17 protein-coding genes and 1 tRNA gene are annotated in these 21,723 nt (G+C 68.4%); 6 read left to right on the top strand and 12 right to left on the bottom strand.

All coding sequences use genetic code 11. From position 1 onward, the window contains the following. Positions 1–7 precede the first annotated feature (7 nt). The 6 genes from ACP2AH_RS18510 to ACP2AH_RS18485 form a co-directional block, all read right to left on the bottom strand. A complete protein-coding gene (locus ACP2AH_RS18510; RefSeq protein ID WP_425107154.1) occupies positions 8–253 on the bottom strand; it encodes a hypothetical protein in 246 nt (81 codons plus the stop codon). Positions 254–348: 95 nt separating this feature from the next. Next, entirely contained in the window at positions 349–561 is a 213-nt protein-coding gene (locus tag ACP2AH_RS18505) for a hypothetical protein (RefSeq protein ID WP_425107153.1), read from the bottom strand. Positions 562–774: 213 nt separating this feature from the next. Next, a tRNA-Lys gene (locus ACP2AH_RS18500) sits at positions 775–850 on the bottom strand. 114 nt (positions 851–964) lie between these two features. Further along, positions 965–2,464 (bottom strand): tripartite tricarboxylate transporter permease, encoded by a 1,500-nt coding sequence (locus ACP2AH_RS18495; RefSeq protein WP_425107152.1) that lies wholly within the window; start codon positions 2,462–2,464, stop codon positions 965–967. 12 nt (positions 2,465–2,476) lie between these two features. Continuing rightward, positions 2,477–2,968, bottom strand: coding sequence for a tripartite tricarboxylate transporter TctB family protein (locus ACP2AH_RS18490; protein ID WP_421700410.1), 492 nt, complete (start codon positions 2,966–2,968; stop codon positions 2,477–2,479). A gap of 127 nt (positions 2,969–3,095) precedes the next feature. Continuing rightward, positions 3,096–4,082: a tripartite tricarboxylate transporter substrate binding protein BugD gene (locus ACP2AH_RS18485; protein ID WP_425107151.1), complete on the bottom strand. Its 987-nt coding sequence runs from the start codon at positions 4,080–4,082 to the stop codon at positions 3,096–3,098. A gap of 216 nt (positions 4,083–4,298) precedes the next feature. On the opposite strand from ACP2AH_RS18485, the gene pabB reads away from it, so the two are divergent. From pabB to ACP2AH_RS18465, 4 genes are all read left to right on the top strand, one after another. Beyond that, complete coding sequence (pabB, locus tag ACP2AH_RS18480; RefSeq protein WP_425107150.1) at positions 4,299–5,714, top strand: aminodeoxychorismate synthase component I; 1,416 nt, start codon at positions 4,299–4,301, stop codon at positions 5,712–5,714. Next, positions 5,711–6,295 carry an anthranilate synthase component II gene (locus ACP2AH_RS18475; protein ID WP_425107149.1) on the top strand — a complete coding sequence of 195 codons (585 nt, stop codon included), beginning with the start codon at positions 5,711–5,713 and terminating at the stop codon, positions 6,293–6,295. The genes pabB and ACP2AH_RS18475 overlap by 4 nt, the downstream gene beginning before the upstream one ends. Next, positions 6,292–7,080 (top strand): aminotransferase class IV, encoded by a 789-nt coding sequence (locus tag ACP2AH_RS18470; protein ID WP_425107148.1) that lies wholly within the window; start codon positions 6,292–6,294, stop codon positions 7,078–7,080. The genes ACP2AH_RS18475 and ACP2AH_RS18470 overlap by 4 nt, the downstream gene beginning before the upstream one ends. A gap of 190 nt (positions 7,081–7,270) precedes the next feature. Beyond that, positions 7,271–9,550, top strand: a complete 2,280-nt coding sequence (locus ACP2AH_RS18465; protein ID WP_425107147.1) for a DUF6600 domain-containing protein — start codon at positions 7,271–7,273, stop codon at positions 9,548–9,550. A gap of 166 nt (positions 9,551–9,716) precedes the next feature. On the opposite strand, the gene ACP2AH_RS18460 is transcribed toward ACP2AH_RS18465, so the two are convergent. The 4 genes from ACP2AH_RS18460 to ACP2AH_RS18445 form a co-directional block, all read right to left on the bottom strand. Then, positions 9,717–10,487 carry a DUF930 domain-containing protein gene (locus ACP2AH_RS18460; RefSeq protein ID WP_425107146.1) on the bottom strand — a complete coding sequence of 257 codons (771 nt, stop codon included), beginning with the start codon at positions 10,485–10,487 and terminating at the stop codon, positions 9,717–9,719. A gap of 183 nt (positions 10,488–10,670) precedes the next feature. Next, positions 10,671–12,236, bottom strand: a complete 1,566-nt coding sequence (locus ACP2AH_RS18455; RefSeq protein WP_425107145.1) for a 2-isopropylmalate synthase — start codon at positions 12,234–12,236, stop codon at positions 10,671–10,673. Between the two features lie 487 nt (positions 12,237–12,723). Then, positions 12,724–14,295, bottom strand: a complete 1,572-nt coding sequence (locus ACP2AH_RS18450) for a DHA2 family efflux MFS transporter permease subunit (protein ID WP_425107144.1) — start codon at positions 14,293–14,295, stop codon at positions 12,724–12,726. A 17-nt stretch (positions 14,296–14,312) separates the two neighbouring features. Then, the gene (locus ACP2AH_RS18445; protein ID WP_425107143.1) at positions 14,313–15,482 is read right to left on the bottom strand and encodes an HlyD family secretion protein; all 1,170 of its coding nucleotides are present in this window, start codon (positions 15,480–15,482) and stop codon (positions 14,313–14,315) included. Positions 15,483–15,608: 126 nt separating this feature from the next. Between ACP2AH_RS18445 and ACP2AH_RS18440 the strand changes: the two genes are divergently transcribed. After that, a complete protein-coding gene (locus ACP2AH_RS18440) occupies positions 15,609–16,280 on the top strand; it encodes a TetR/AcrR family transcriptional regulator (RefSeq protein ID WP_425107142.1) in 672 nt (223 codons plus the stop codon). A gap of 42 nt (positions 16,281–16,322) precedes the next feature. On the opposite strand, the gene ACP2AH_RS18435 is transcribed toward ACP2AH_RS18440, so the two are convergent. Beyond that, positions 16,323–18,875, bottom strand: a complete 2,553-nt coding sequence (locus ACP2AH_RS18435; RefSeq protein WP_425107141.1) for an HWE histidine kinase domain-containing protein — start codon at positions 18,873–18,875, stop codon at positions 16,323–16,325. A gap of 313 nt (positions 18,876–19,188) precedes the next feature. On the opposite strand from ACP2AH_RS18435, the gene ACP2AH_RS18430 reads away from it, so the two are divergent. Then, positions 19,189–20,475, top strand: coding sequence for a hypothetical protein (locus tag ACP2AH_RS18430; RefSeq protein WP_425107140.1), 1,287 nt, complete (start codon positions 19,189–19,191; stop codon positions 20,473–20,475). On the opposite strand, the gene ACP2AH_RS18425 is transcribed toward ACP2AH_RS18430, so the two are convergent. Continuing rightward, positions 20,469–21,710, bottom strand: a complete 1,242-nt coding sequence (locus ACP2AH_RS18425; RefSeq protein ID WP_425107139.1) for a class I SAM-dependent methyltransferase — start codon at positions 21,708–21,710, stop codon at positions 20,469–20,471. The two genes, ACP2AH_RS18430 and ACP2AH_RS18425, sit on opposite strands and share 7 nt — an antisense overlap. Positions 21,711–21,723 lie beyond the last annotated feature (13 nt).

Raw genomic sequence — 21,723 nt, 5'->3', positions numbered from 1 at the left:
TGAGACCTCAGCGGCAGATGCGGCCCACCACGAAGCCCAACACCCCCATCGCTACCAGCGCGCGGAACGAATAAAGGCGCGGAGGAAACAGCGATGCGGCGGATGAGGTGGAGCGACTGCCGGTATCGCCCAGGCCGCTCGAGGTGCTCGTGCCCGCCACGCGGGGCTGAGTTGGCGCCCCCTCTGCCTTACGCTCGGTGTTCGCGGCGCCGGCTCCGCCCGATACGCCATAACCGTTGTTCGGATGTTCCATGACTTGCCTCGCCTGCTTGTGCTGTTGCGAGGCCTAACGCGCGAGGCCGTAATTCGTTCGCCGCCGCTTTCACGGCGCGCCGATGACGGCTCCCCTCACAGGCGTCCGTTGAGAAAGGCCAGCATTTCCACCGGGCCCTGAGCGTTGAAAAGCTTCACCTGCCGGCCGCCGCACATGTCGCAGCGGAGGCGCGGTGCGCTGCCGCCCTCCGCCGGCGGCGCGAGAGTGGCCGCATCGACACGCCCGAGTACCGAGCGCCGCCCGCAGCGCTGGCAATGGGCACACAGCATGGAAGACTGGTCAATCATGTCGCCCTCCCGAGCGAAACGGCCTGGATCACACGGCGCCGCCGCCGATGGATCGCCCGCCCGGTGCTTTCAGATGGTCATAGGGAAGAGAGAATTCCCGCGACGGGCATCGCCGCGCGATGCCGTCAAATAAGCATGACGAACAAGATTAAGAAGAGGGGGTGGCGAAGAGACTTCGCCGTGGTTTCCACCAGTCGCCGGCGAACCGGGATTTGGTGGGCGCACTAGGGCTCGAACCTAGGACCCGCTGATTAAGAGTCAGCTGCTCTACCAACTGAGCTATGCGCCCCCGCCGCAGACCGTGGCCTTGCGGACGGGGGGTCGTGTAGCAGAGCCCCCGGGGTGTGTCCATAGGGTCAGGTGCGCTTCCTGATCTATCCACAGGCTCGGTGAGCCGACCGACTTATTCCTGGAAGGCCTCCTCGCGCTTCTTGCGGACGGAGGGCAGGAGAACAACCACCAGCGCCAGCATGGCGAGGCCGAGCATGGTGGCGGAGATCGGCCGGGTGAAGAAAACAGTCGGATCGCCGCGCGAGATCAGCATGGCGCGGCGCAGATATTCCTCCAGCATCGGGCCGATGATGAAGCCGAGCAGCAGCGGCGCCGGCTCGCAGTCGAGCTTGACCAGCACGTAGCCGACCACCCCGAACAGCGCCATGGTGTAGACGTCGATGGCGTTGTTGTTCACGCTGTAGACGCCAATGCAGCAGAAGCCGACGATGAGCGGGAACAGGATGTGATAGGGCACGGTGAGCAGCCGCACCCAGATGCCGATCAACGGCAGGTTGAGCACCACCAGCATAAAATTGCCGATCCACATCGAGGCGATGATGCCCCAGAACAGGTTCGGCTGCTCGTTGACCACATTCGGTCCCGGCACAATGCCCTGGATGATCAGCGCGCCGATCATCAGCGCCATGACCGGGTTTGAGGGAATGCCGAGCGTCAGCATGGGGATGAAGGAGGTCTGGGCGCCGGCGTTATTGGCGCTTTCCGGACCGGCCACGCCCTCGATGGCGCCCTTGCCGAATTTCTCGGGATGGCGGGAGATTTTCTTCTCGATCGAATAGGCGGCAAAGGAAGACAGGATCGCCCCACCGCCCGGCAGGATGCCGAGGAAGGAGCCTAGGAAGGTGCCGCGGAGGATGGGACCGATAATGCGCTTGATGTCGTCCTTCGTCAGCAGCAGACCCTTCACCTTCTGCACCAACACGGTGCGGGTGTGCTCATCCTCCAGGTTGCGGACGATCTCGCCAATGCCGAACACGCCCATGGCCAGAGCGACGAATTCGACACCGTCGGCGAGTTCCAGCATGTCGAAGGTGAAACGGGGGGTGCCGGTGTAGACATCCTGGCCCGACAGGCCGAGCAGGATACCGAGAATCACCATGGCCAGCGCCTTCACCACCGAGCCGGAGGCGAGGGCCACGGAGGCCACAAGCCCTAGAACCATAAGCGCAAAATACTCCGGCGGCCCGAATTTCAGCGCGAGGTCGGCGAGCGGCGGGGCGAAGACGGCGAGCAGGAAGGTGGCGACCGAGCCGGCGAAGAACGAGCCCAGCGCGGCGGTGGCGAGCGCCGCCCCGGCGCGGCCCTGACGCGCCATCTGATAGCCGTCAATGGCGGTGACGACCGAGGAGCTTTCGCCCGGCAGGTTGATCAGGATCGCCGTGGTCGAGCCGCCATATTGCGCGCCGTAATAGATGCCCGAGAGCATGATCAGCGCCGAGACCGGCGGCAGGCCGAAGGTGATGGGCAGCAGCATGGCGATGGTCGGCACCGGGCCGAGGCCCGGCAGCACGCCGATCAACGTGCCCAGCAACACGCCGATGAAGCAGTAGAAGATGTTCTGGAAGGTGACGGCGACGGAGAAGCCGAGGGCGAGATTGTCGAAGATTTCCATGGGGTTCTCTCCTCAGTAGCCGCCGAGCCACGGGCCCAGCATGGGCAGCGGCAGGCCGAGCCCCTTGATGAACACCGCCCAGGAGAACGCCACCATGATCGCGGAGGACAGCAGCGCGGTGGTCAGCCGGAACTTGCGGCTGGCGAGGGTGGAGAGGAACACCGCCAGCCCCATGGAGGGGCCGAGGCCAAGCGGGCGGATGCCGAGGCCGAACACAACCACCGCGAGCGTCACCAGCCCCAGCGGCACCCAGGGCCAGCGGCGCAGCCCGATTTCCTGACCTTCATCCTCCTCCGCCACCGGGTGGAGTGTGAGTCCAGTGAGGAGGACGATGAGTCCGAGAAAGCCGAGCAGGCCGGCTAGGATCATCGGGAAATAGCCCGGCCCCATGCGGATGGCGCGGCCCATGGGCAGGTCCATCGCCTGCCAGGCGAAGAAGGCGGCGAGGAGCACCAGCAGGAAACCGCTCGCGACCTCCTTCGGGCTTTTGACGAAACGTGTCATCGGATGTGTCCAGCGGCCGGATGGGGCCCGCCCGCCGGGGTGAGCGCAGGCAGGCGGGCAAGAGCGTGGGCAGGAGGCAGGGCGGAACCGGCGCGCCACACGGGCGCGCCGACGACCGGTGGCAGCGTCAGTCGGCGAAGACGCCGGCCTTCTCGATCACCGGCTTCCACTTGGCGACTTCGGCTTCCAGATATTTCTGGTGCACTTCCGGCGTGGCGCGGTCCAGCGCCACCGGCTCGGTGCCGAGATCGGCGAAGCGGGAGATGACCTTGGGGTCCTGCAGCGCGGCGACGAGGGCGGCGTTGAGCTTGTCGATTTCCGCCTTGGGCGTGCCCTTGGGGGCGTAGAGCCCGTGCCACACCGCGACCTCGAAGCCGGGCAGGCCGGCGGAATCGAGCGTCGGCAGGTTGGGCAGCGACTTCACCGGCGCCTTGGTGGTGACGCCATAGGCCTTCACCTTGCCGGCCTTGATCTGGCCCGTCGTGTTGGTGGTCTGGTCGCACAGCAGGTCGATCTGCCCGCCGACCAGGTCGTTCATGGCCGGGCCCGTGCCCTGATAGGGAACGGTGGTCATCTGTGTGTCCAGCGCCGACATGAACAGCATGCCGCACAGATGCGAGGCCGAACCGACGCCGGCATTGCCGTAGATCACGGCGTCCTTGTTCTTCTTCACATAGGCGATCAGTTCGCTCGCATCCTTCGGCTCCAGCGTCGATTTACCGATGACGGTCATCGGCACGTCGGTGACGAGCCCGACTTCCTCGAAGTCGGTGAGCACGTTGTACGGCAGCTTGCGGTAGAGCGTGGCGGCGGTCGCCTGGCCGATATGGTGCAGCAGCACGGTGTAGCCATCGGGCGCGGCCTTCGCCACCTGCCCGGCCCCGCGCGTGCCGCCGGCGCCGCCGACATTCTCCACCACCACCTGCTGGCCGAGCGTGCGCGACATCGATTCCGCGATCAGCCGCGCCACCGTATCCGTCGGTCCGCCAGCGGCGAACGGCACCACCATCGTCACCGGACGGTTGGGATAATCCTGCGCAACCGCAGCGCCAAAAGGCATTGCCATCAGCGCGAAGGCCGCAAGGGCCGTGGCCGCCCCCTTGAAGTTCGTCATATGTCCCTCCCGAGACGTGTTGAGCCTGTTTGATTGCACGGTCGCCCGTCCGCGCGGGCGCCGTATTGTTGGGAGACTAGGCCACCACCCGCGCAACGCAGCGTCAAGTGGCCCTTTGGCTTAGAAAACACGCTGCGCCCTACATATCCATGGCTGGGAGGCGCAGGGCGCATCACTGCTCTAGGAACCCGTCGCGCGACGTTCCATATTCGCGGCATGATTCAGGAGCCGCCTCCCCTCGTCGTCGAAATCGCCTGGCAGGAGCCCTGGCTGGCCGCGCGCCGGCTGGGCACGCGCGATGGCGCGCCGGTGGCGGGGCTGACCTTTCTCGACAGCGCCATGCGCCACCCGGTGCTCGGGCGCTGGTCCTATGTCATGGCCGAGCCCTTCGGCCGTTTCCGCAGCGAAGGCGGTGTCGCGCACTGGAACGGGGTGCGCGAAGACGCTCCGCCGCTGGAGGCGCTGCGTGCCCGGCTCCACGCCTATGCCCAGCCCCGCCTGCCGGGCGAGGCCGGCTTTCAGGCCGGGGCGGCGGGCTATATCGCCTATGAGGCCGGCCGGCTGTTTGACCGGTTCCCCACACCGCAGGCCGAGCCCGGCGAGGGGCCGGAAATCGACCTCGGCTTCTACGATCTCGTCGCCGCCTTCGACGTGGTGGCGGAACGGGCCTTTCTCATTTCCACCGGCTGGCCGGAAACGGACCCCGCCCGCCGCGCCCGCCGCGCCCGCGAACGGCTGCATGAGGCCAGCGCCCGGCTGGCGGCGCCGGAAGCCCCGCTGGGCGCGCCGGTGCGCGCGCGCGACTGGCGCTCCAATTTCGACGCGGCGGGCTATCGCGGCGCCGTCGCCCGGGTGATCGACTACATTCGCGCCGGGGATATCTTCCAGGCCAATTTCACCCAGCGCTTCGAGGCGGAGGTCGGCGCCGTCGACCCCTTCGCCCTCTATGACCAGCTGCGCCGCGCCAACCCCGCCACTTTCGCGGCGCTGATCGTCAATGAGGACCGTCTCATCGCCTCCTCCTCGCCGGAGCGCTTCGTCAAGCTTGTCGGCGCCGAGGTAGAGACCCGCCCGATCAAGGGCACGCTGCCGCGCTCGGTGGAGCCGACGCTCGACGCCTTTCGCGGCCGCGCGCTCGCCGCCAGCGAGAAGGACCGCGCCGAAAACGTGATGATCGTCGATCTGCTGCGCAACGATCTCTCGCGCGTGTGCCGGCCCGGCACGGTGAAGGTGCCGCGCCTGTGCGGGCTGGAGACCTATGCCAATGTCCACCACCTCGTCTCGGTGGTGACAGGCGAATTGAAGGAGGGCCGCGACGGGCTGGACCTGATGGCCGCCTCCTTTCCCGGCGGCTCGATCACCGGCGCGCCGAAGATCCGCGCCATGGAGATTATCCACGAACTGGAAGGCCGGCCGCGCGGGGTCTATTGCGGTTCCATCGGCTATATCGGCTTCGACGGCGCCATGGATTTCAACATCGCCATCCGCACGGTGACGGTGGAAGGCGGCCGCGCCAGCTTCGGCGTCGGCGGCGGCATCACTACCCTCTCCGATCCCGCCGCCGAACATGCGGAAAGCCTGACCAAGGCCGAGCGGCTGTTTCGCGCCTTCACCGAGGGGGCGGCGCCGTGATCCTGCTGATCGACAATTACGACAGCTTCGTCTTCAACGTCGCGCGCTATCTCACCGAGCTGGGCGAAGAGGTGGAGGTCGCCCGCAACGACGCACTGGACCTTGCGTCCATCGCGGCGAGGGCGCCGGAGGCGCTGGTGATCTCGCCCGGCCCCTGTTCGCCCAACGAGGCCGGCATCTCGCTGGAGGCGGTGCGTGCGCTGTCGGGCACGCTGCCGATTCTCGGCATCTGCCTCGGCCACCAATGCATCGGCCAGGCCTTTGGCGGGCGCGTGGTGCGCGCCAGGGAGCCGATGCACGGACGCGCCTCGCTGCTGCGCCATGCCGGCACGGATGTGTTTGCCGGCCTGCCCTCGCCGCTGCCGGCCGGGCGCTACCATTCGTTGGCGGTGGAGCTGGACGAGGGCGCGCCGCTGATCGCCACCGCCTGGAGCGAGGATGGCGAGATCATGGGCCTCGCCCATCGCACCCACCCGACCTATGGCGTGCAGTTCCACCCCGAATCCGTGCTGACCCCGGATGGCTACGCGCTGCTGGGCAATTTCCTGAAACTGGCGCGGGCGCGGGAGAGCGCGGCGTGAGCGGGGTCGTCAGCATTGAGGATCGCGGCTTCACGCTCGGCGACGGGGTGTTCGACACCGCGCTGGCGCTGGACGGGGCGGTCTTCGCCCGCGCGCGCCATGTCGGCCGGCTGGTGGCGGCGGCGCAGCGGATCGGCATCGTCCTTGAGGCGGCGGCGGTCGAGGCGGCGCTCGACGCGGCCCTGACGGCGGAGCCGACCATTCTGCGCACCACGGTGACGCGCGGCACGGCGGCGCGCGGCCTGTGGCCGACCAGCGCGGGGGCGCCGACCGTCGTGGTGACGCGCGCGCCCTGGTCCCCTGCCCTCCTCGGCCAGCCGGCGCGGCTGATCACCGCCACCGGGCGGCGCAACGAATTCTCGCCCACGGCCAACCTCAAGACGCTGGGCTATCTCGACCATATTCTGGCCGCGCGCGAGGCGGCGGCGGCCGGGGTGGACGACGCGCTGCTCCTCAACACGCGGGGCCGCGTCGCCTGCACCACCATCGCCAATGTGTTCGCGCTCATCGCCGGACGGCTGGTGACGCCGGCGCTCCGCGAGGGCTGCCTGCCCGGCATCATGCGCGCGCTGGTGATCGAGGCGGCGCCGCGTCTCGGGCTGGCGGTGGAAGAGCGCCCGCTGGCGCCGGCAGCGCTCACCGGGGCGGATGCGGTGTTCCTCACCAATTCCGTGCGCTTCCTCCGCCCGGTGACGGCGCTGGACGGCGTTGCACTGGACGATGAGCACGACACTATACGCAACTTGCAGGATATTATCTGGCGGCAAGCCACCGGCGGAAAATAAGCGCGCCGCTCACCTTGCGACTTCTTGCGTCGGAGATAGAGGACGCGAGACATGGCGGCATCATATTTTTGACGCTTTCTTGACCGGAAGCGTTTTGCGCCGGTGAACCGGCCCAGACACGCCGCAATTATTTGAAACCTTCCGGCGGCGGCGGCGTTGAACACCACCGCAAAGCTGCCGGAGGTGCCCCATGCTTCGCCTGACCCGTCCCCTGCTCGCCGCCGGGATCGGCGCGAGCCTTCTCGCCGGCGTCGCCACACTGCCCGCCTTCGCGCAGAACGCGCCGATCCGGCTGGCGCAGGCCGGCCCGCAGGGCGGCGCCGCGACGATGGACGTGAACCTGTTCTATGACCAGCTGGGCCGCTTCGGCACCTGGGTCGCCCATCCCGATTACGATTATGTCTTCATTCCCAGCGATGTCGGCCCCGGCTGGCGGCCCTATCAGGAAGGGCGCTGGGTGTGGACCGACCAGTATGGCTGGTACTGGGAATCCTATGAGCCCTTCGGCTGGGCGACCTATCATTATGGCCGCTGGGGCTATGACCCCGCCTATGGCTGGTTCTGGGTGCCCGGCGACACCTGGGCGCCCGCCTGGGTGACGTGGCGGCGCGGCGGCGGGCGCACCGGCTGGGCGCCGATCGCGCCGGATCGCCCCGGCTACGCCGTGGGCCGGCCCGCGCATTATGCTCCGCCCGTGGCGGAAAGCTGGGTGTTCGTCGAGGACCGCTACATGGCGGCGGAGGACATTGGTGTCCATGTCGCGCCAATCCCGCAGATCAACGTCTATCTGCAGGCCGCGCCGGACATCTATGAGCCGAGCTGGGATGACGGCTATTACGTCAATCGCGGCTTCGGCACCAATGTCTATGCCGCGCCGGTGCGCGAGCGGCTGGTGACGCGCGAGGTCTATTATGTCGACAATCGCGACGACGTGTTCTTCGATGGAAACGGCGGCCGGCTCGGCATCTTCGCGCCGCGCCTCGATTTCGGCGACCGGCGCGGCCCCCCGCCGCGCTATGTGCGCGAGATCGAGCCCGACCGCCGGCCGCTGATCCGGCAATATGTCAGCGAGGACCGCGACGTGCCGGGCTGGCTCGCCCCCTCGGCGGCGCTGCTCAATGTGCTCACCCCCGACAACCGGCGCGATCTGCGCGAACGCCGCTTCGAGAACCCCGACCGGTTCCGCCAGCAGGTGCAGCTTCTGGAGCGCGAGCGGGCCAACCAGATGCTGGAAGAGCGGCGGCAGGCGGAGGCCCGCGCCGGGGCGCTTCAGCGCCAGCAGCGCGAGGCGCTGGAACAGCGCCGTGCCATCTTTGACAAGATGCGCGCCGAGCAGCGCGCCAAGGCGCAGCGTGTGGTGGACCGCATCGAGAACCAGCCGGGCCCGCGTCCCGGCGGTGCCGGCATGGGACCCGGCCGTCCCGGCGGACCGGCGGCCCCCGGCGCCAACCCCGGCGCCCCGAACAACGGACCCGTGGTCGCGCCCGGCACGCCGGGCGGGCCCGGTGCGCCCGGAGCGACGCCGCCTCGTGCGGGCGGTCCGAATAACGGCCCCGACGCCGGCCCCGGCCAGCCCGGCGGGCCAGGTGCGCCCGGAGCGACGCCGCCCCGTCCGGGCGGTCCGAACAACGGCCCCGACGCCGGCGCCGGCCGTCCCGGTGGCCCCGGTGCGCCCGGAGCGACGCCGCCCCGTCCGGGCGGTCCGAATAACGGCCCCGACGCCGGCCCCGGCCAGCCCGGCGGGCCCGGTGCGCCCGGAACGACGCCGCCCGGTCCGGGCGGTCCGAATAGCGGCCCCGACGCCGGCCCCGGCCGGCCCGGCGCCCCCGGTGCGCCCGGAGCGACGCCGCCCCGTCCGGGCGGTCCGAACAATGGCCCCGACGCCGGCCCCGGCCGGCCCGGCGGCCCCGGTGCGCCCGGAGCGACGCCGCCTGGTGCGGGCGGTCCCAATGCCGGCCCCGGCGGGCCGGGCGCCCCCCGCCCCGTGCCCGGTCAACCGCCCGCGGCGGCTGGACCGCCCCCCAATCCGGCGCCGCTGAACAATGCCGATCGGGCGAAGCGGAACCAGGAGGTGCGCGAGCGCCAGCAGCAGGAGCGTCAGCAGAAGCAGGACGCTCAGCAGGAACAGCAGCGCGCCCGCCAGCAACAGCGCCAGCAGCAACAGGACGCCCAGCAGGAACAGCAGCGCGCCCGCCAGCAGCAGCGCCAGCAGGTGCAGGACGCTCAACAGGAACAGCAGCGCGCCCGGCAGCAGCAGCGGCAGGAACAGATGCAGCAGCAGATGCAGCAGCGTCCGCAGCAGCCGGGGGCACAGCAGGCCCGTCCCCCGCAGGGCCAGCCCGGTCCGAACCAGCCGGCGCGTCCGCCGCAGGGCCAGCCGCGCCCGCCCGGCGGCGGGGCGGGTGGGCCGGGAGGTCCGGTTGGCCCCGGCGGCCCCGGTCAGCCGCCCGTGCCGCCCGGCGCGCAGTAAAGGCGGGGCGCCTTCCCGTTGGAGCCATTCCGGTGACGTCGATGCCACCGGAATGGCTGTCACCTCTGCGCTTCTACGTCCTTCCTGTCGGGGGACCGCTCCGCGCTGTCGGAGGAAGGGCTGGGGTCCCGCGGGCAAGGCGAGATTTTGCCGCCTCTCTCCGCCCTCAATGAACGGCCGGAAGATTGTAGGAAGCCCAGTCCTCGCGCGGGATGGCCGCGCCGACATGGAAGGCGAACCCCACTACCTTGCGCAGCGGCGGGTCGAGTTCGCACCGGTACGACACCTCATACCAGTGGCGCTGGCTGCGGAAGGCGCCGCCCTTGGCGGTGAACACCGCTCCCTCCAGCGATGTATCGCCCGAGGCGTAGTCGACCAGCCGGTCGGGCTGGAACTCCGGGCGCCAGACGTGGATCTGCTCCATCGCCTCCAAATCGCAGAGCTGGGCGAGGCGATCCTCCTCGCCGAGGCGCGCCAGTTCGCGGCGCAGGCCCCGGCTGCGCGGGCTGTCCAGCGCCTGTTCCGAGAGCATCCGCGCAGGGCGTATCATCTCCGGATGGGTGGTGGACTTTGCGGACGGCACACGCGACGGCACCGCGGGGGAAGGCACGGGGGGCGGCGCCGCGCCCACGCGCGGCAAGGCCTCCGCCGCCGGCGATGACGGCACGGGGGCCGGAGAAACGACCGGCGCCGGGACGGCACGTAGCGCCGCGAAATCGCGGGAACTGATGATCTCGGTTTCCAGCGCCGGCGCGTCTGCCGGTTCGGGAAAACCCCTCGCCCCCACCAGCACAAGCGCCGCCAGCACGCCGAGATGCAGCAGCGCGGAGGCGGCGAGCCGCGCGGCCTCGGCGGCGGAGCGGGCCGGCGGCGGCCGGCGCTCTTCAGCTTCCAGCAGACCGTGGACGGCGTCCGGCAGGGACGAGACGGCGATCATGCAGGATGGGCCGGCACAGGGAGCCTCCGGTGGTCGCCAAAGCCATCCCCGATGCGCCCGGCAGTATTATGGCCGCCACCGCCCGTGCCGCCGCGACAGGCCCGCGCCGTTGAAACAAAAAGAGCCCCGGCCATCGGCCGGGGCTCTCGTCGTTCAGGGGCGATGCGCGTCGCGCGGAACGGACTATTCCGCCGCCGGCTGCGCCTGCGCGTTCAGGCTGCCGCGCTTGGTCGCCAGCTTGTTGAGCGCGATGATATAGGCCTGCGCCGAGGCGACCAGCGTGTCGGGATCGGAACCGCGCCCGGTCACCGCCTTATCGCCGTCTTCCAGCCGCACAGAGACTTCCGCCTGCGCATCCGTGCCCTCGGTCACCGCGTGGACCTGATAGAGCGCCAGCTTCGCCTCATGCGGGACGATGGCCTTGATGCAGTTGAACACCGCGTCCACCGGGCCATTGCCCTCGCATTCCTCGGTGACGAGGATGCCGTCCACCTTCATCTTCATGGTGGCGCGCTGCGGGCCATGGCTGCCGGCGATGACGCTGAGCGACACCAGCTTCATGCGGTCATGGGCGGCGGCGATCTCGTGATCGACCAGCGCCTCGATGTCCTCGTCATAGACCACCTTCTTGCGGTCGGCGAGTTCCTTGAAGCGGCTGAAAGCGTCGTTCAGCGCGTTCTCGCCCAGCTCGTAGCCCAGCGCCTTCAGCTTGTCGCGGAAGGCGGCGCGGCCGGAATGCTTGCCCATCACCAGCGAGGTCTTCGACACGCCGACGCTGTCGGGGGTCATGATCTCATAGGTGGTGTTGTTCTTGAGCATGCCGTCCTGGTGGATGCCGCTCTCATGGGCGAAGGCGTTCCGGCCGACAATGGCCTTGTTGTACTGCACCGGGAACGAGGTGACGGCCGAGACCAGCTTGGACGCGCGCGTCAGCATGGTCGCCTCGATGCCGGTGGCATAGGGCAGCACGTCGCCGCGGGTGCGGATGGCCATCACCACCTCTTCCAGCGCCGCATTGCCGGCGCGCTCGCCGAGGCCGTTGATGGTGCATTCGATCTGCCGCGCGCCGCCGGCCAGCGCCGCCAGCGAATTGGCCACGGCGAGGCCCAGATCGTCATGGCAATGGGCGGAGAAGATGATCTGCTCGCCATTGGGCACGCGGTCGAGGATGTAGGCGCGCACCTGACGGAACATCGCCTCATACTCCGACGGGGTGGCATAGCCCACCGTGTCCGGCAGGTTGATGGTGGTGGCGCCGGCCTTCACCGCCGTCTCGACGCAGCGCTGGAGATAGTCGATGGGCGTGCGGGTGGCGTCCATCGCCGACCATTCGATGTTGTCAACGAGGTTGCGCGCCTGCGTCACCGTCGCGGTGATGATGTCGATCACCTGATCCTGCGTCTTGCGCATCTGGTGTTCGAGATGGATCGGCGAGGTGGAAACGAAGGTGTGGATGCGCGGGCGCTGGGCGAACTTCACCGCCTCGCCGGCGCGGGCGATATCGGCGGGGATGGCGCGGGCGAGGCCGGCGACCACCGCCCGCTTGGTGCGGCGGGCGATCTCGGCGACGCTCTCGAAATCGCCGTTGGAGGCGATGGGAAAGCCGGCCTCGATCACATCGACGCCCATCGTATCGAGCAGATCGGCGACTTCCAGCTTCTCTTCCAGCGTCATCGAGGCGCCGGGGCACTGCTCGCCGTCGCGCAGCGTGGTGTCGAAAATGACGACGCGGTCATGAGGGTTGGACATGTGGGCTTCCTTCTCGGCTCCGGCACCGGGAGCGGCAGGGCCTTCTGGCCCGTGCGGCATCGTCCGTTGCCTGTCTGACAGTGTGGCGGGAGGCGTCATCCCCTGAGCGCCCAGGCGCGAAGCCCGGCCGGCCCTCAGGGGCGGCTAAGAAGAAGGAGCCCGGACGCAAGGAGAACCTTCCCCGCAAACCGCAGCGCGGTCGGGGTCGCGGAAGAACGGCGGGCGGACGAAGTCGTCACGGCTCGGCTCTCGCGAGGTTGCTCTGGCGCAAGGTCATAGCCGAGCGCGGGGGAAACGGCAAGGGCGAGGGTAAGGGGAGCCTCTGGCGCGCGCAGGCGGCAGGCGAGTGCGTCATGGCCGGGCGGGCACCGGGCCGCGCGCCTTCGGGTGGAGGGGGCGGCCTCCCGAGGGCGCGGCGGCCGGGCCTCGCCCGGCCATGACGTTCGACCCCGTCACGTCCGTGCGGCCGGGCGGGGAAGCGGAGATTTCAGTGCCCGCCCTCCACCTTGTGCGTCGGACGGCGCAGCAGCGGGGCGGCGAAGAACAGCACGACGAACAGCACGGTGAGCACGAGGAACACGTCGGAAAACGCCATCACCTCGGCCTGGATGCGCACCTGCCCCGCCATCCGCTTCAGCGCCGCCGTGCCGGCATCCGAACCGAGGGCGGACAGCGCGCGGGTCATGGAATCGAGCCGCTCCACCGCCGCCGCATTCGCCCATTGCACATTCTCGTGCAGGCGGGCGAGGTGCAGGTCCCAGCGGTCGTTGAGCACGGTGTTGATGAGGGCGAGCCCCACCGCGCCGCCGAGATTGCGCATCAGGTTGAACAGGCCGGAGGCGTTCTTCAGCTGGTCCGGCGGCAGGGTGCCGAGCGAGATGTTGTTGATCGGGATCATCGCCATCATGATGCCGACGCCGCGCAGGATCTGCGGCACCAGCAGTTCCCAGAAATCCCAGTCCTTGGTCAGCCCGGTCACCTGCCACGTGCCCACCGCGAAGGCGGCGAAGCCGAAGGCGATCATGGCGCGCGGATCGACCTTGCCCATCAGCCGGCCGGCGATGGGCGCGCACAGGAACATGGCGAGGCCGGAGACGAACATTGTCTCGCCGATCATCAGGGCCGAGTAGCCCCGCACCCGGGCGAGATAGAGCGGGTAGAGATAGGTCAGCCCGTAAAGCCCGATGCCGACCACGAAGCTGAACGCCGAGCCGACGGCGAAATTGCGGTTGGCGAAGGCGCGCAGATTCACCACCGGCTCGCGGGCCATGAAGACGCGGGCGAAGAACGCCACCGCCGACACGGCGCCGAGCACGGCGAAGATGAGGATCCACTCATCCTCGAACCAGTCATTGGTCGGCCCCTCCTCCAGCACGAATTCCAGGCTGCCGAGGAAGCCGGCCATGAAGAGGAGGCCCCACCAGTCGAAGCGGTCGAGCAGAGCGAGGTCGGGCTCGTCGAAATCCACCAGCGTCACCGTGGTGATGACGACGAAGATGCCGGGGATGATGTTGACGAGGAACAGCCAGTGCCAGGAGAACAGATCGGTGAGATAGCCGCCAATGGTCGGGCCGATGGTCGGCGCCAGCGTCGCCACCAGGCCGATGAGCGGGGCCACCACGCCCTGCTTCTCGCGCGGGAAGACGGAATAGGCGGCGGCGAACACGGTCGGGATCATGCCGCCGCCGAGAAAGCCCTGCAGCGCGCGATAGAGGATCATCTGGTCGATCGAGGTCGCGGTGGCGCACATGAAGCTCATGACGGTGAAGCCCACCGCCGAGGCGGCGAACAGCCAGCGCGTGGACAGCGCCCGCGACAGGAAGCCGGACAGCGGGATCATCACCACCTCGGCGATGAGGTAGCTGGTCTGCACCCAGGAGATTTCGTCGGAGGAGGCGGCAAGCCCGGCCTGAATCTCGGCGAGCGAGGCGGAGACGATCTGGATATCCAGAATCGCCATGAACATGCCGAACACCATGCACAGGAAGGCGAACATGCGCCTCCCCTCGCTGGAGGCGGCGCGGGGCGCGGCGCCAAGCGTTGCTGTGATGTCGGACATGCGCGCCTCCTGAAGGCTCAGCCGCGGGTGTCGACGGTGGCGACCACCGACATGCCCGGGCGCAGCTCCGCCTTGTCGCGGGCGACCTCATCCAGCTCGATCCGCACCGGGACGCGCTGGACGATCTTGGTAAAGTTACCGGTGGCGTTCTCCGGCGGCAGCAGGCTGAACACCGAGCCCGAGGCCGGCGCGACGCTGACCACGCGGCCGTGGAAGGTCTCGTCGGGATAGGCGTCGACGGCGACATCGACCTTCTGGCCGGGATGCAGCCGGCCAAGCTGCGTCTCCTTGAAATTGGCGTCGACATAGACCTGCGCCATCGGCACCAGCGCGGCGATGCGCGTGCCAGCCTGCACCAATTGCCCCAGCTGCACCGCGCGATTGCCGACGACGCCATCGAAGGGGGCCTTGACGAGGGTGAAGTCGAGGTCGCGCTGGGCCTGGTCGCGGGCGGTCTTCAACTCGTCGAGCGTGCGCAGCGCCTCGGTGCGCTGGGCGTCAAGCACGGCGACATTGGCCTGAGCCGAGACGACCTTGGCCTTGGCGGCATCGACGGCGGCCTGCGCCTTGTCGCGGTCGGCGCGCGCTGTTTCCAGCGTGGCGCGGCTGGAAAACTGGTCCTTCATCAGCTGGGTCTGGCGGGTGAGTTCGAGATCGGCGCGCTGCAGTTCGGCCTGCTGCGAGGCCAGTTCGGCCTGCGCCTGGTCGATTTCCGCCCGCGCCGCCGCCATCTGCTGGCCATAGCGGTCGATGGTCGCCTGCTGGGTGGCGATCTTGTCCTCCGCGGCCTTCAGGGCGAGCCGGTAGTCGCCATCGTCGATGCGGGCGATGACATCGCCGGCCTTGACGTTCTGGTTGGTCTCGACATCGAGCGCCACGACATGGCCGGCCACCTTGGCGGCGAGAATCGAGGTATCGGCGCCGACATAGGCATCGTCGGTGGAGACCATGAACCGGCCCACGCGCCACCAATCGGCACCATAAAGCCCCCCGCCCGCCAGCACGGCGAGCAGGATCGCACCAAGAACGAGCTTCTTGCGAGAGCGCGGCGGCTTGGGGGCCGCTTCAGCGGACGGCGCGACGGGTGTGGCCGCGTCCGGTGCCGGCTTGCGCGCGGTGAGCGGGATCGGCTCGGCGGATTGCCGCCCCGCCGTCTCCGGCACTGCCTTGATCTCAGCCTGCGCCATGCCACCCTCCGTAACGTAACTAAACCGTTCAGTTCACTCTGGTGCTTTACATATCAAACTAAACAGTTTAGTCAAGAGCTTTGACAACAGCGCTCCGCGCGCCCTATCAGGGGGCTGGGGATAGCCATGAGCATGATTGAGATCGAAACGCCCGCCGCGCCTGCGCGCACCGAGCCGGAATCGTCCAAGCGCCGCGACATCATCGACGGCGCGCGGAAGGTCTTTTTCGAAAAGGGCTTCGACGCCGCGAGCATGGACGAGGTGGCCAAGGCGGCCAGCGTCTCCAAGGCGACGATCTATGTCTATTTCAACAGCAAGGAAGAGCTTTTCGAGGCGCTGGTTCACAATGACCGCGCCCGCTCCGCCGAGCACCTGTTCGTGGTCGACCCTTCGATCGACGATGTGGCGAGCCTGCTGCGCCGGATCGGCATTTCCTTCATGACCATGATGGTGCAGCCGGACCATATCCGGCTGGTGCGCATGGTGATCGCGGTGGCGGAGCGGTTTCCGCGCGTCGGCCGCACCTTCTTCGAGGCCGGCCCCTGCCATGGCGGCCAGAGGCTGGCCGATCTGCTGCGCCAGCAGGCAGATCTCGGCCGGCTCGCCATCGATGACGATCTCGCCGCCGCCTATGTGTTCTTCAACCTGTGCCAGAGCAATCAGGTGAAGGGCTTGCTGTTCGGCACCGAGCAGCAGCCCACGCCTTCGCAGATCGAGGCCACGGTGGACCGCGCCGTCGCGATCTTCCTCGCCTATTACGGCACGGAGCCGGTCGGGAAGCCCGCCGCGCGCGGCTAGAATTGTTGCTGCGGCCGCCCATCGGCCGTGACGGCAACGGCGTCAGGCCGCCCGGCGCTCCCAGATCTCGCGCAATGCCTTCATCAGCGGTTCGCTCTCATAAGGCTTGGGCAGCACCGGCACGTCCTCGCAGCCGGCCGGGATCATCGAGCGGTCGCCATAGCCGGTGGCGAAGAGGAAGGGCACGCCGAGCCGCCGCAGTTCCTGCGCCACCGGGGCCGAGGTGCCGGCGCCGAGATTGACATCGAGCACCGCCACATCCGGGGTGAAGTCCTGCAGCCGGCGTAGCGCCTCGGCGGCAGAGGGCGCCGTCACCACATTGTCGATACCGGCATCGTTCAGCATCATCTCCACATCCATGGCGATGAGCATCTGGTCTTCCACCAGCAGCACGCCCAGTTCCGACAATGGCTCCGGCTGTGCCGGGGTGGCGCCGAGCCCGTCGCCCTCGGCCCCCTCCCCCGCCTCGCCCGACGAGGTGGAGATATGGCGGGCAGGCAGGCAGAGATTCGCGACGAGGCCGCTGGGCGCGAATTCCAGCCGGCTGGTGCCGCCGAGATCATAGGGCACGCTGCGCTCGATCAGCGCCATGCCGAAGCCGCGCCGTCCGGTGGCGACCACGTCCGGCCCGCCCTGCTCGCGCCACACCACCTCGCAATCGCCCTCCGGGTTGACGCGCCAGGTCACCTCCAACCGCCCGCCAAGACGCGACAGCGCGCCATATTTCGCGGCGTTGGTGGAGAGTTCGTGCAGCACCAGCGCCATGACCGAGAAGGCGCGCGCGTCGAGCCACACCGTAGGGCCGCTCAGCGTCAGCCGGGAGCCGTCGCCGCCATAGGGCGAGAGTTCGGCACGCAACAGGTCGCCGAGCGAGCCGCCGCCCGCCCCGCGCACCACCTGATCATGGGCGATGGCCAGCGCCTGCACCCGGCCGCGCAGGCTGTCGACATAATCCTGCGTGCTGCGGCCGTCACGCAGGGAGTGTTCCACCAGCGATTTGATCACCGCGAGAATGTTCTTCACCCGGTGGTTCAGCTCTTCATTGAGCAGGCGCTGGCGGGTGTCGGCCTTGTCGCGCTCATCGGCCATCAGCTCATTATGGCGCAGCACGATTTCCACCAGCGTGGAGCGCGCCGCCTCGGCGATCTCGCGGTCGGCCTCGGTCCAGGGGCTGGCCTTGCCGCGCACCGTCTCCTTCCAGATGGCGAAGCTCTTGCGCGGGGTCAGCCGGTCGCCGAGCGGGCCGGTCTCATAGGTCTTTTCCGGCCGGCCGGCCCAGTCGAGCGTGTGGACGATCTCCTTACGGAAGAACAGGAGATAGTCGCGCGGCAGCTGCGACAGCGGCAGCGCCAGCACGCCGGACGCCTCGGCGCAGAACGCTTCCGCGCGCGGCCAGAGGGCGGAGAGTTCGTGGCTCGCCCACACCTTGCCCTCGGCCCGCTCGCCGATGAAATTGGCGAGGCCGGGAATGTCGGAGGCCGGCGGCACCGCGCCTTCCGCGCTCCACTGCCCGCCGAGCCACAGGCCGATGCCGTCGCAGGGCATCAGCTTGGCGAAGTCGGCGAGGTTGGCGCGCAACAATTCGCCGATCTCCTCCTCCTGCGAGGCGAGGCGCAGCACGCGGTCGAGCGCGCGGCGCGCCATGGTGGCGACATCGAGCGTGCGCTTCTGCTTCAGCGCCTGCAGATGCAGGGCGAAGAAGGCGCCGAACATCTCCGCCGCCACCCGCTCCGCCATCGGCAGCACGCGCGGCGCGTAATGATGGCACGCCACCAGGCCCCAGAGCTGGCCGTCGACGATGACCGAGATCGACATGGAGGCGGCGACCCCCATATTGCGCAGATATTCCAGATGGATCGGCGACACCGAACGCAGATGCGCGAAGGACAGGTCCAGCGGGTCGTCGAGCGGGTGTTCCTCCGGCACCAGCGGGCAGCGCTCGCCATTGGCATCGCCGATGACGCGGACGATGTTGCGGACATAGAGGGTGCGCGCCTGCTGGGGAATGTCGCTGGCGGGGAACCACTGGTGCAGGAAGCTCTCGAGATCCTCGCGCTTGTCCTCGCTCACCACCTGCCCGGCGCCGTCCTCGGCGAACTGGTAGATCATCACCCGGTCATAGCCGAGCAGGCTGCGGATCAGCCGCGAGGAGTGTTCGAGCAGCTTGTCGATGTCCTTCTCGCCACGCACGCGGGCGAACATGGAGCGCGCGAGGTCGAGCGCCGGCCCGTCCTCGGCCGAGGCGACCTCGAATTCGATGAGGCTGACGCCCTTGAACACATGGGCGGACACGTCGAAGCGCCCGCCCGAGGCCAGCTCGACATTGAACAGCAGCGCCGGCGAGGACGGGTCCGAGCCGCGCACCAGCGCCTCGCGGATGCGGGTGGCTGCCTGCGGGCCGAGCAGATCGGCGAGATCGCGGCCGATGAGGTCCCCCGTCAGGGCGAGCATCTCGGCCGCATTGCTGGAATGGCGATGCACCACCCCGCCCTGCGGATCGCAGGCAATGAGGCAGCCATGGCACTGCACGCTGCCGGGAATGTGGATCGGCTCGCGATCGCAATTGGAAAGGTCGACCCGCTCACCCACCGACATGCAACGCCCCGGCCTTCGCGCGCGCGGCCGGGCCGACGAGGCCGGAAGCGGGGAGGAACATGCCCGCCGCCAAGGGCTTCGGACGGTGGCGGCGAGGCCGCGAACAGGGCGACGGACGACACGGGGCGAGGGGCATACGGGAACTTTTCGGCTTTCACAGGCGGTCAGTAGCTACGGAGAACGCAATCCCCCTCGCCGGGTTCCACGCTTCCCGCCGCAGCGCCGTTTCCGCCCGTGCCCGGCGGGCGCGCCACCATCAAATGGCTCGATTTGGCGTATGAATCCTCTCGACGAGATGGCGACGGAGAAGTGGATGACGATCCCCCGGACTGGCAGCGGCGCGGCCGCTCTGCTCGCGCTCCTGCTTGCCCCGGCGCTCGCCGTGCTGTCGCCCGCCCCCGCCTTCAGCCAGCAACCGGGCGGCGAGACGCTGCGCTGGTCGGACATTCCCCGCTTCGAGATGAAGGGCGGACTGAAGGCGTTCTGGAACGTGCTCACCCCTTTTGCCGAGAACAACACCGAAGCCTATGCCCGCGGCTTTGAGCCGGTGACGCTGGTCAACACCTATACGGACTATTGGGGCAAGCCGCGCCGGGACATCAACCCCTCCAAGGACGGGCCAAGCGCCAATCCCTGGGACATGCCGCCCAATTTCGAGCTGGTGGTCCGCCGCGCCATCGAGAACAGCAAGCCCAGCGGGATCTACGTCCAGGACATCGAATTCCCCTTCGTCGAGACGATCGAGAAGGCGCATGGCGATACGGCGGCCCGTCTTGCCTCCGGCACTACCTCGCTGGCGGCGTTCGAGGCGGCCTATTACAAGAAATGGGCGGAATGGTTCTGGCTGCCGCTGCTCTGGACCAAGGAACGCTACCCCGACGCCGTGGTCGGGCTCTATGGCCCGCAGCCATTCCGGCGTGACTATTGGGGCATCTCCGGCAAGGATGCGGCGCAGATCGACGGCTCGCACCGCACCGATGCCCTGCTCTGGGAGTCTATCGACCCCCATGTCGATTTCTATATTTCCAGCATCTACCTGTTCTACGACAAGCCCGACTCGGTCTTCTACATGGCGGCGAATGTCGAGGAGAACTACCTGCGGACCCGCCCGTTCGGCGACAAGCCGGTCTATGCCTATGAGTGGATGCTGTTCCACATTTCGAATGCCGAGCTGAGCGGGAAGGAAGTGCCCGGCTATCTCGCCGAGGCGATGGCGATCATTCCCTATTTCAGCGGCGCCAAGGGCGTGGTGCTGTGGGGTTGGGAGCCGCAACTGAAAACCGCGCGCCCGCCCTATGCGCAGCTCCCGCGCTATGTCCGCTCGCTGCAGCGCGTGGCGGCGCTGTCGGACAAGATCGGCCGCGGCCGGCTGGTCATCGATACCCCGGCCCATGCCGCCTGGCGCGCGCGCCAGCCTCTGGTGCGCACCATCGAACTGGATGACGGCTCCTGCGTGGTGATGGCGATCGACCCCTGGCAGGACGAGACCGCCCGCAGCACAAGGCGGGTGCGCTGCGGCGCATGGGAAGCCGACATCGCCCTGGAAGGCCGGGGCACCGCGCTGGCGGTGCTGAGCCGGGACGGGCTCAAGAGCTACTGAGGCGGCAGCGGCTGAACGGGGCGCGCGGCCAGCGCCCGCTCGCCATCGGTGATGAAGTCGCGGATGACCGGCACGTCGTCGCGCTCATTGGACAGCAGCAGCTGGAACACCATGTTCGAGCCGTGCAGGAAGCCGAGTTCCACTGCCACGAGGTAGAACTCCCACATGCGGGCGAAGCGCTCGCCCATCATCGCCACCACCTCGCCGCGCTTGGCCTCGAAGTTCTGCCGCCAGTGGCGGATGGTCCAGTAATAGTGCAGGCGCAGGATCTCGCAGTCGGCCGTCCACAGCCCGACCCGCTCCAGTGAGGTGAACACTTCCGACATGGCAGGCACATAGCCGCCGGGGAAGATGTATTTGCGGATGAAGGGCGCGGTCGAGCCGGGCGGCGACATGCGGCCGATGGCGTGGATCATCGCGAAGCCGCCCGGCGCCAGCAGCCGCTTGATGGTGTTGAAATAGTCGTCGAAATGATTGACCCCGACATGCTCCATCATGCCGACGGAGACGATGCGGTCGAAGCGGCCGGTGAGTTCGCGATAGTCGCGCTCGAAGAAGGTGATGCGGTCGGCGACGCCGGCCGCCTCGGCGCGCTTCTTCGATTCGGCGAGCTGTTCGGTGGCGACGTTGATCGCGGTGACATGCACGCCGAGTTCGGCGAGATAGATGGCGAGCGCGCCCCAGCCCGAGCCGATCTCCGCCACCCGCATGCCGGGTTCCAGCTTCAGCTTGGCGGCGATGTGGCGCAGTTTGGCTTCCTGGGCTTCTTCCAGCGAGGCGTCGGGCGTGGGGAAATAGGCGCAGGAATAGATCATGCGCGAATCGAGCCACAGCCGGTAGAATTCCGGCGGGTGGTCGTAATGGCTCTGGGCATTGCTGGCCGAGCGGGCGAGCGGGTTGGACTGGTGCCAGCGCTTGAGCGCGCGCCAGGAGCGCCGCAGCGCCTGCTGCACCGGATGCGAGGCGAGGCCGCGCCGGTTGACCGAGAACAGCATGAGGAAATCATAGACGGTGGAGCCGTCCTCGAAGGTCAGCCGGCCATCCATATAGGCCTCGGCCGACACGAGTTCGGGGTTGAAGAACAGCTCGCGGTCGAGCTTTTCGTCCTTCAGCCGCATCACCACATTCGGCCCGTCCTCGCCGCTGCCGAAGACGGTGCGCGTGCCATTGGGCTCGATGACCGTCAGCTGGCCCTTATGGACGAACCGCTTGAGGAGATGGGGTAGAAACCGCATGGAACGCTCCGCC

The organism is Ancylobacter sp. (genome assembly GCF_965249975.1).
Taxonomy (GTDB): domain Bacteria; phylum Pseudomonadota; class Alphaproteobacteria; order Rhizobiales; family Xanthobacteraceae; genus Ancylobacter.
The sequence above is the reverse complement of the archived record's forward strand: the minus strand, read 5'-3'. Positions and strand labels throughout refer to the sequence as shown.

Coding starts and splice junctions, on each gene's coding strand:
- ACP2AH_RS18510 (WP_425107154.1), bottom strand. CDS start 253: ATGGAACATCCGAACAACGGTTATGGCGTATCGGGCGGAGCCGGCGCC.
- ACP2AH_RS18505 (WP_425107153.1), bottom strand. CDS start 561: ATGATTGACCAGTCTTCCATGCTGTGTGCCCATTGCCAGCGCTGCGGG.
- ACP2AH_RS18495 (WP_425107152.1), bottom strand. CDS start 2,464: ATGGAAATCTTCGACAATCTCGCCCTCGGCTTCTCCGTCGCCGTCACC.
- ACP2AH_RS18490 (WP_421700410.1), bottom strand. CDS start 2,968: ATGACACGTTTCGTCAAAAGCCCGAAGGAGGTCGCGAGCGGTTTCCTG.
- ACP2AH_RS18485 (WP_425107151.1), bottom strand. CDS start 4,082: ATGACGAACTTCAAGGGGGCGGCCACGGCCCTTGCGGCCTTCGCGCTG.
- pabB (WP_425107150.1), top strand. CDS start 4,299: ATGATTCAGGAGCCGCCTCCCCTCGTCGTCGAAATCGCCTGGCAGGAG.
- ACP2AH_RS18465 (WP_425107147.1), top strand. CDS start 7,271: ATGCTTCGCCTGACCCGTCCCCTGCTCGCCGCCGGGATCGGCGCGAGC.
- ACP2AH_RS18460 (WP_425107146.1), bottom strand. CDS start 10,487: ATGATCGCCGTCTCGTCCCTGCCGGACGCCGTCCACGGTCTGCTGGAA.
- ACP2AH_RS18455 (WP_425107145.1), bottom strand. CDS start 12,236: ATGTCCAACCCTCATGACCGCGTCGTCATTTTCGACACCACGCTGCGC.
- ACP2AH_RS18450 (WP_425107144.1), bottom strand. CDS start 14,295: ATGTCCGACATCACAGCAACGCTTGGCGCCGCGCCCCGCGCCGCCTCC.
- ACP2AH_RS18445 (WP_425107143.1), bottom strand. CDS start 15,482: ATGGCGCAGGCTGAGATCAAGGCAGTGCCGGAGACGGCGGGGCGGCAA.
- ACP2AH_RS18440 (WP_425107142.1), top strand. CDS start 15,609: ATGAGCATGATTGAGATCGAAACGCCCGCCGCGCCTGCGCGCACCGAG.
- ACP2AH_RS18435 (WP_425107141.1), bottom strand. CDS start 18,875: ATGTCGGTGGGTGAGCGGGTCGACCTTTCCAATTGCGATCGCGAGCCG.
- ACP2AH_RS18430 (WP_425107140.1), top strand. CDS start 19,189: ATGACGATCCCCCGGACTGGCAGCGGCGCGGCCGCTCTGCTCGCGCTC.
- ACP2AH_RS18425 (WP_425107139.1), bottom strand. CDS start 21,710: ATGCGGTTTCTACCCCATCTCCTCAAGCGGTTCGTCCATAAGGGCCAG.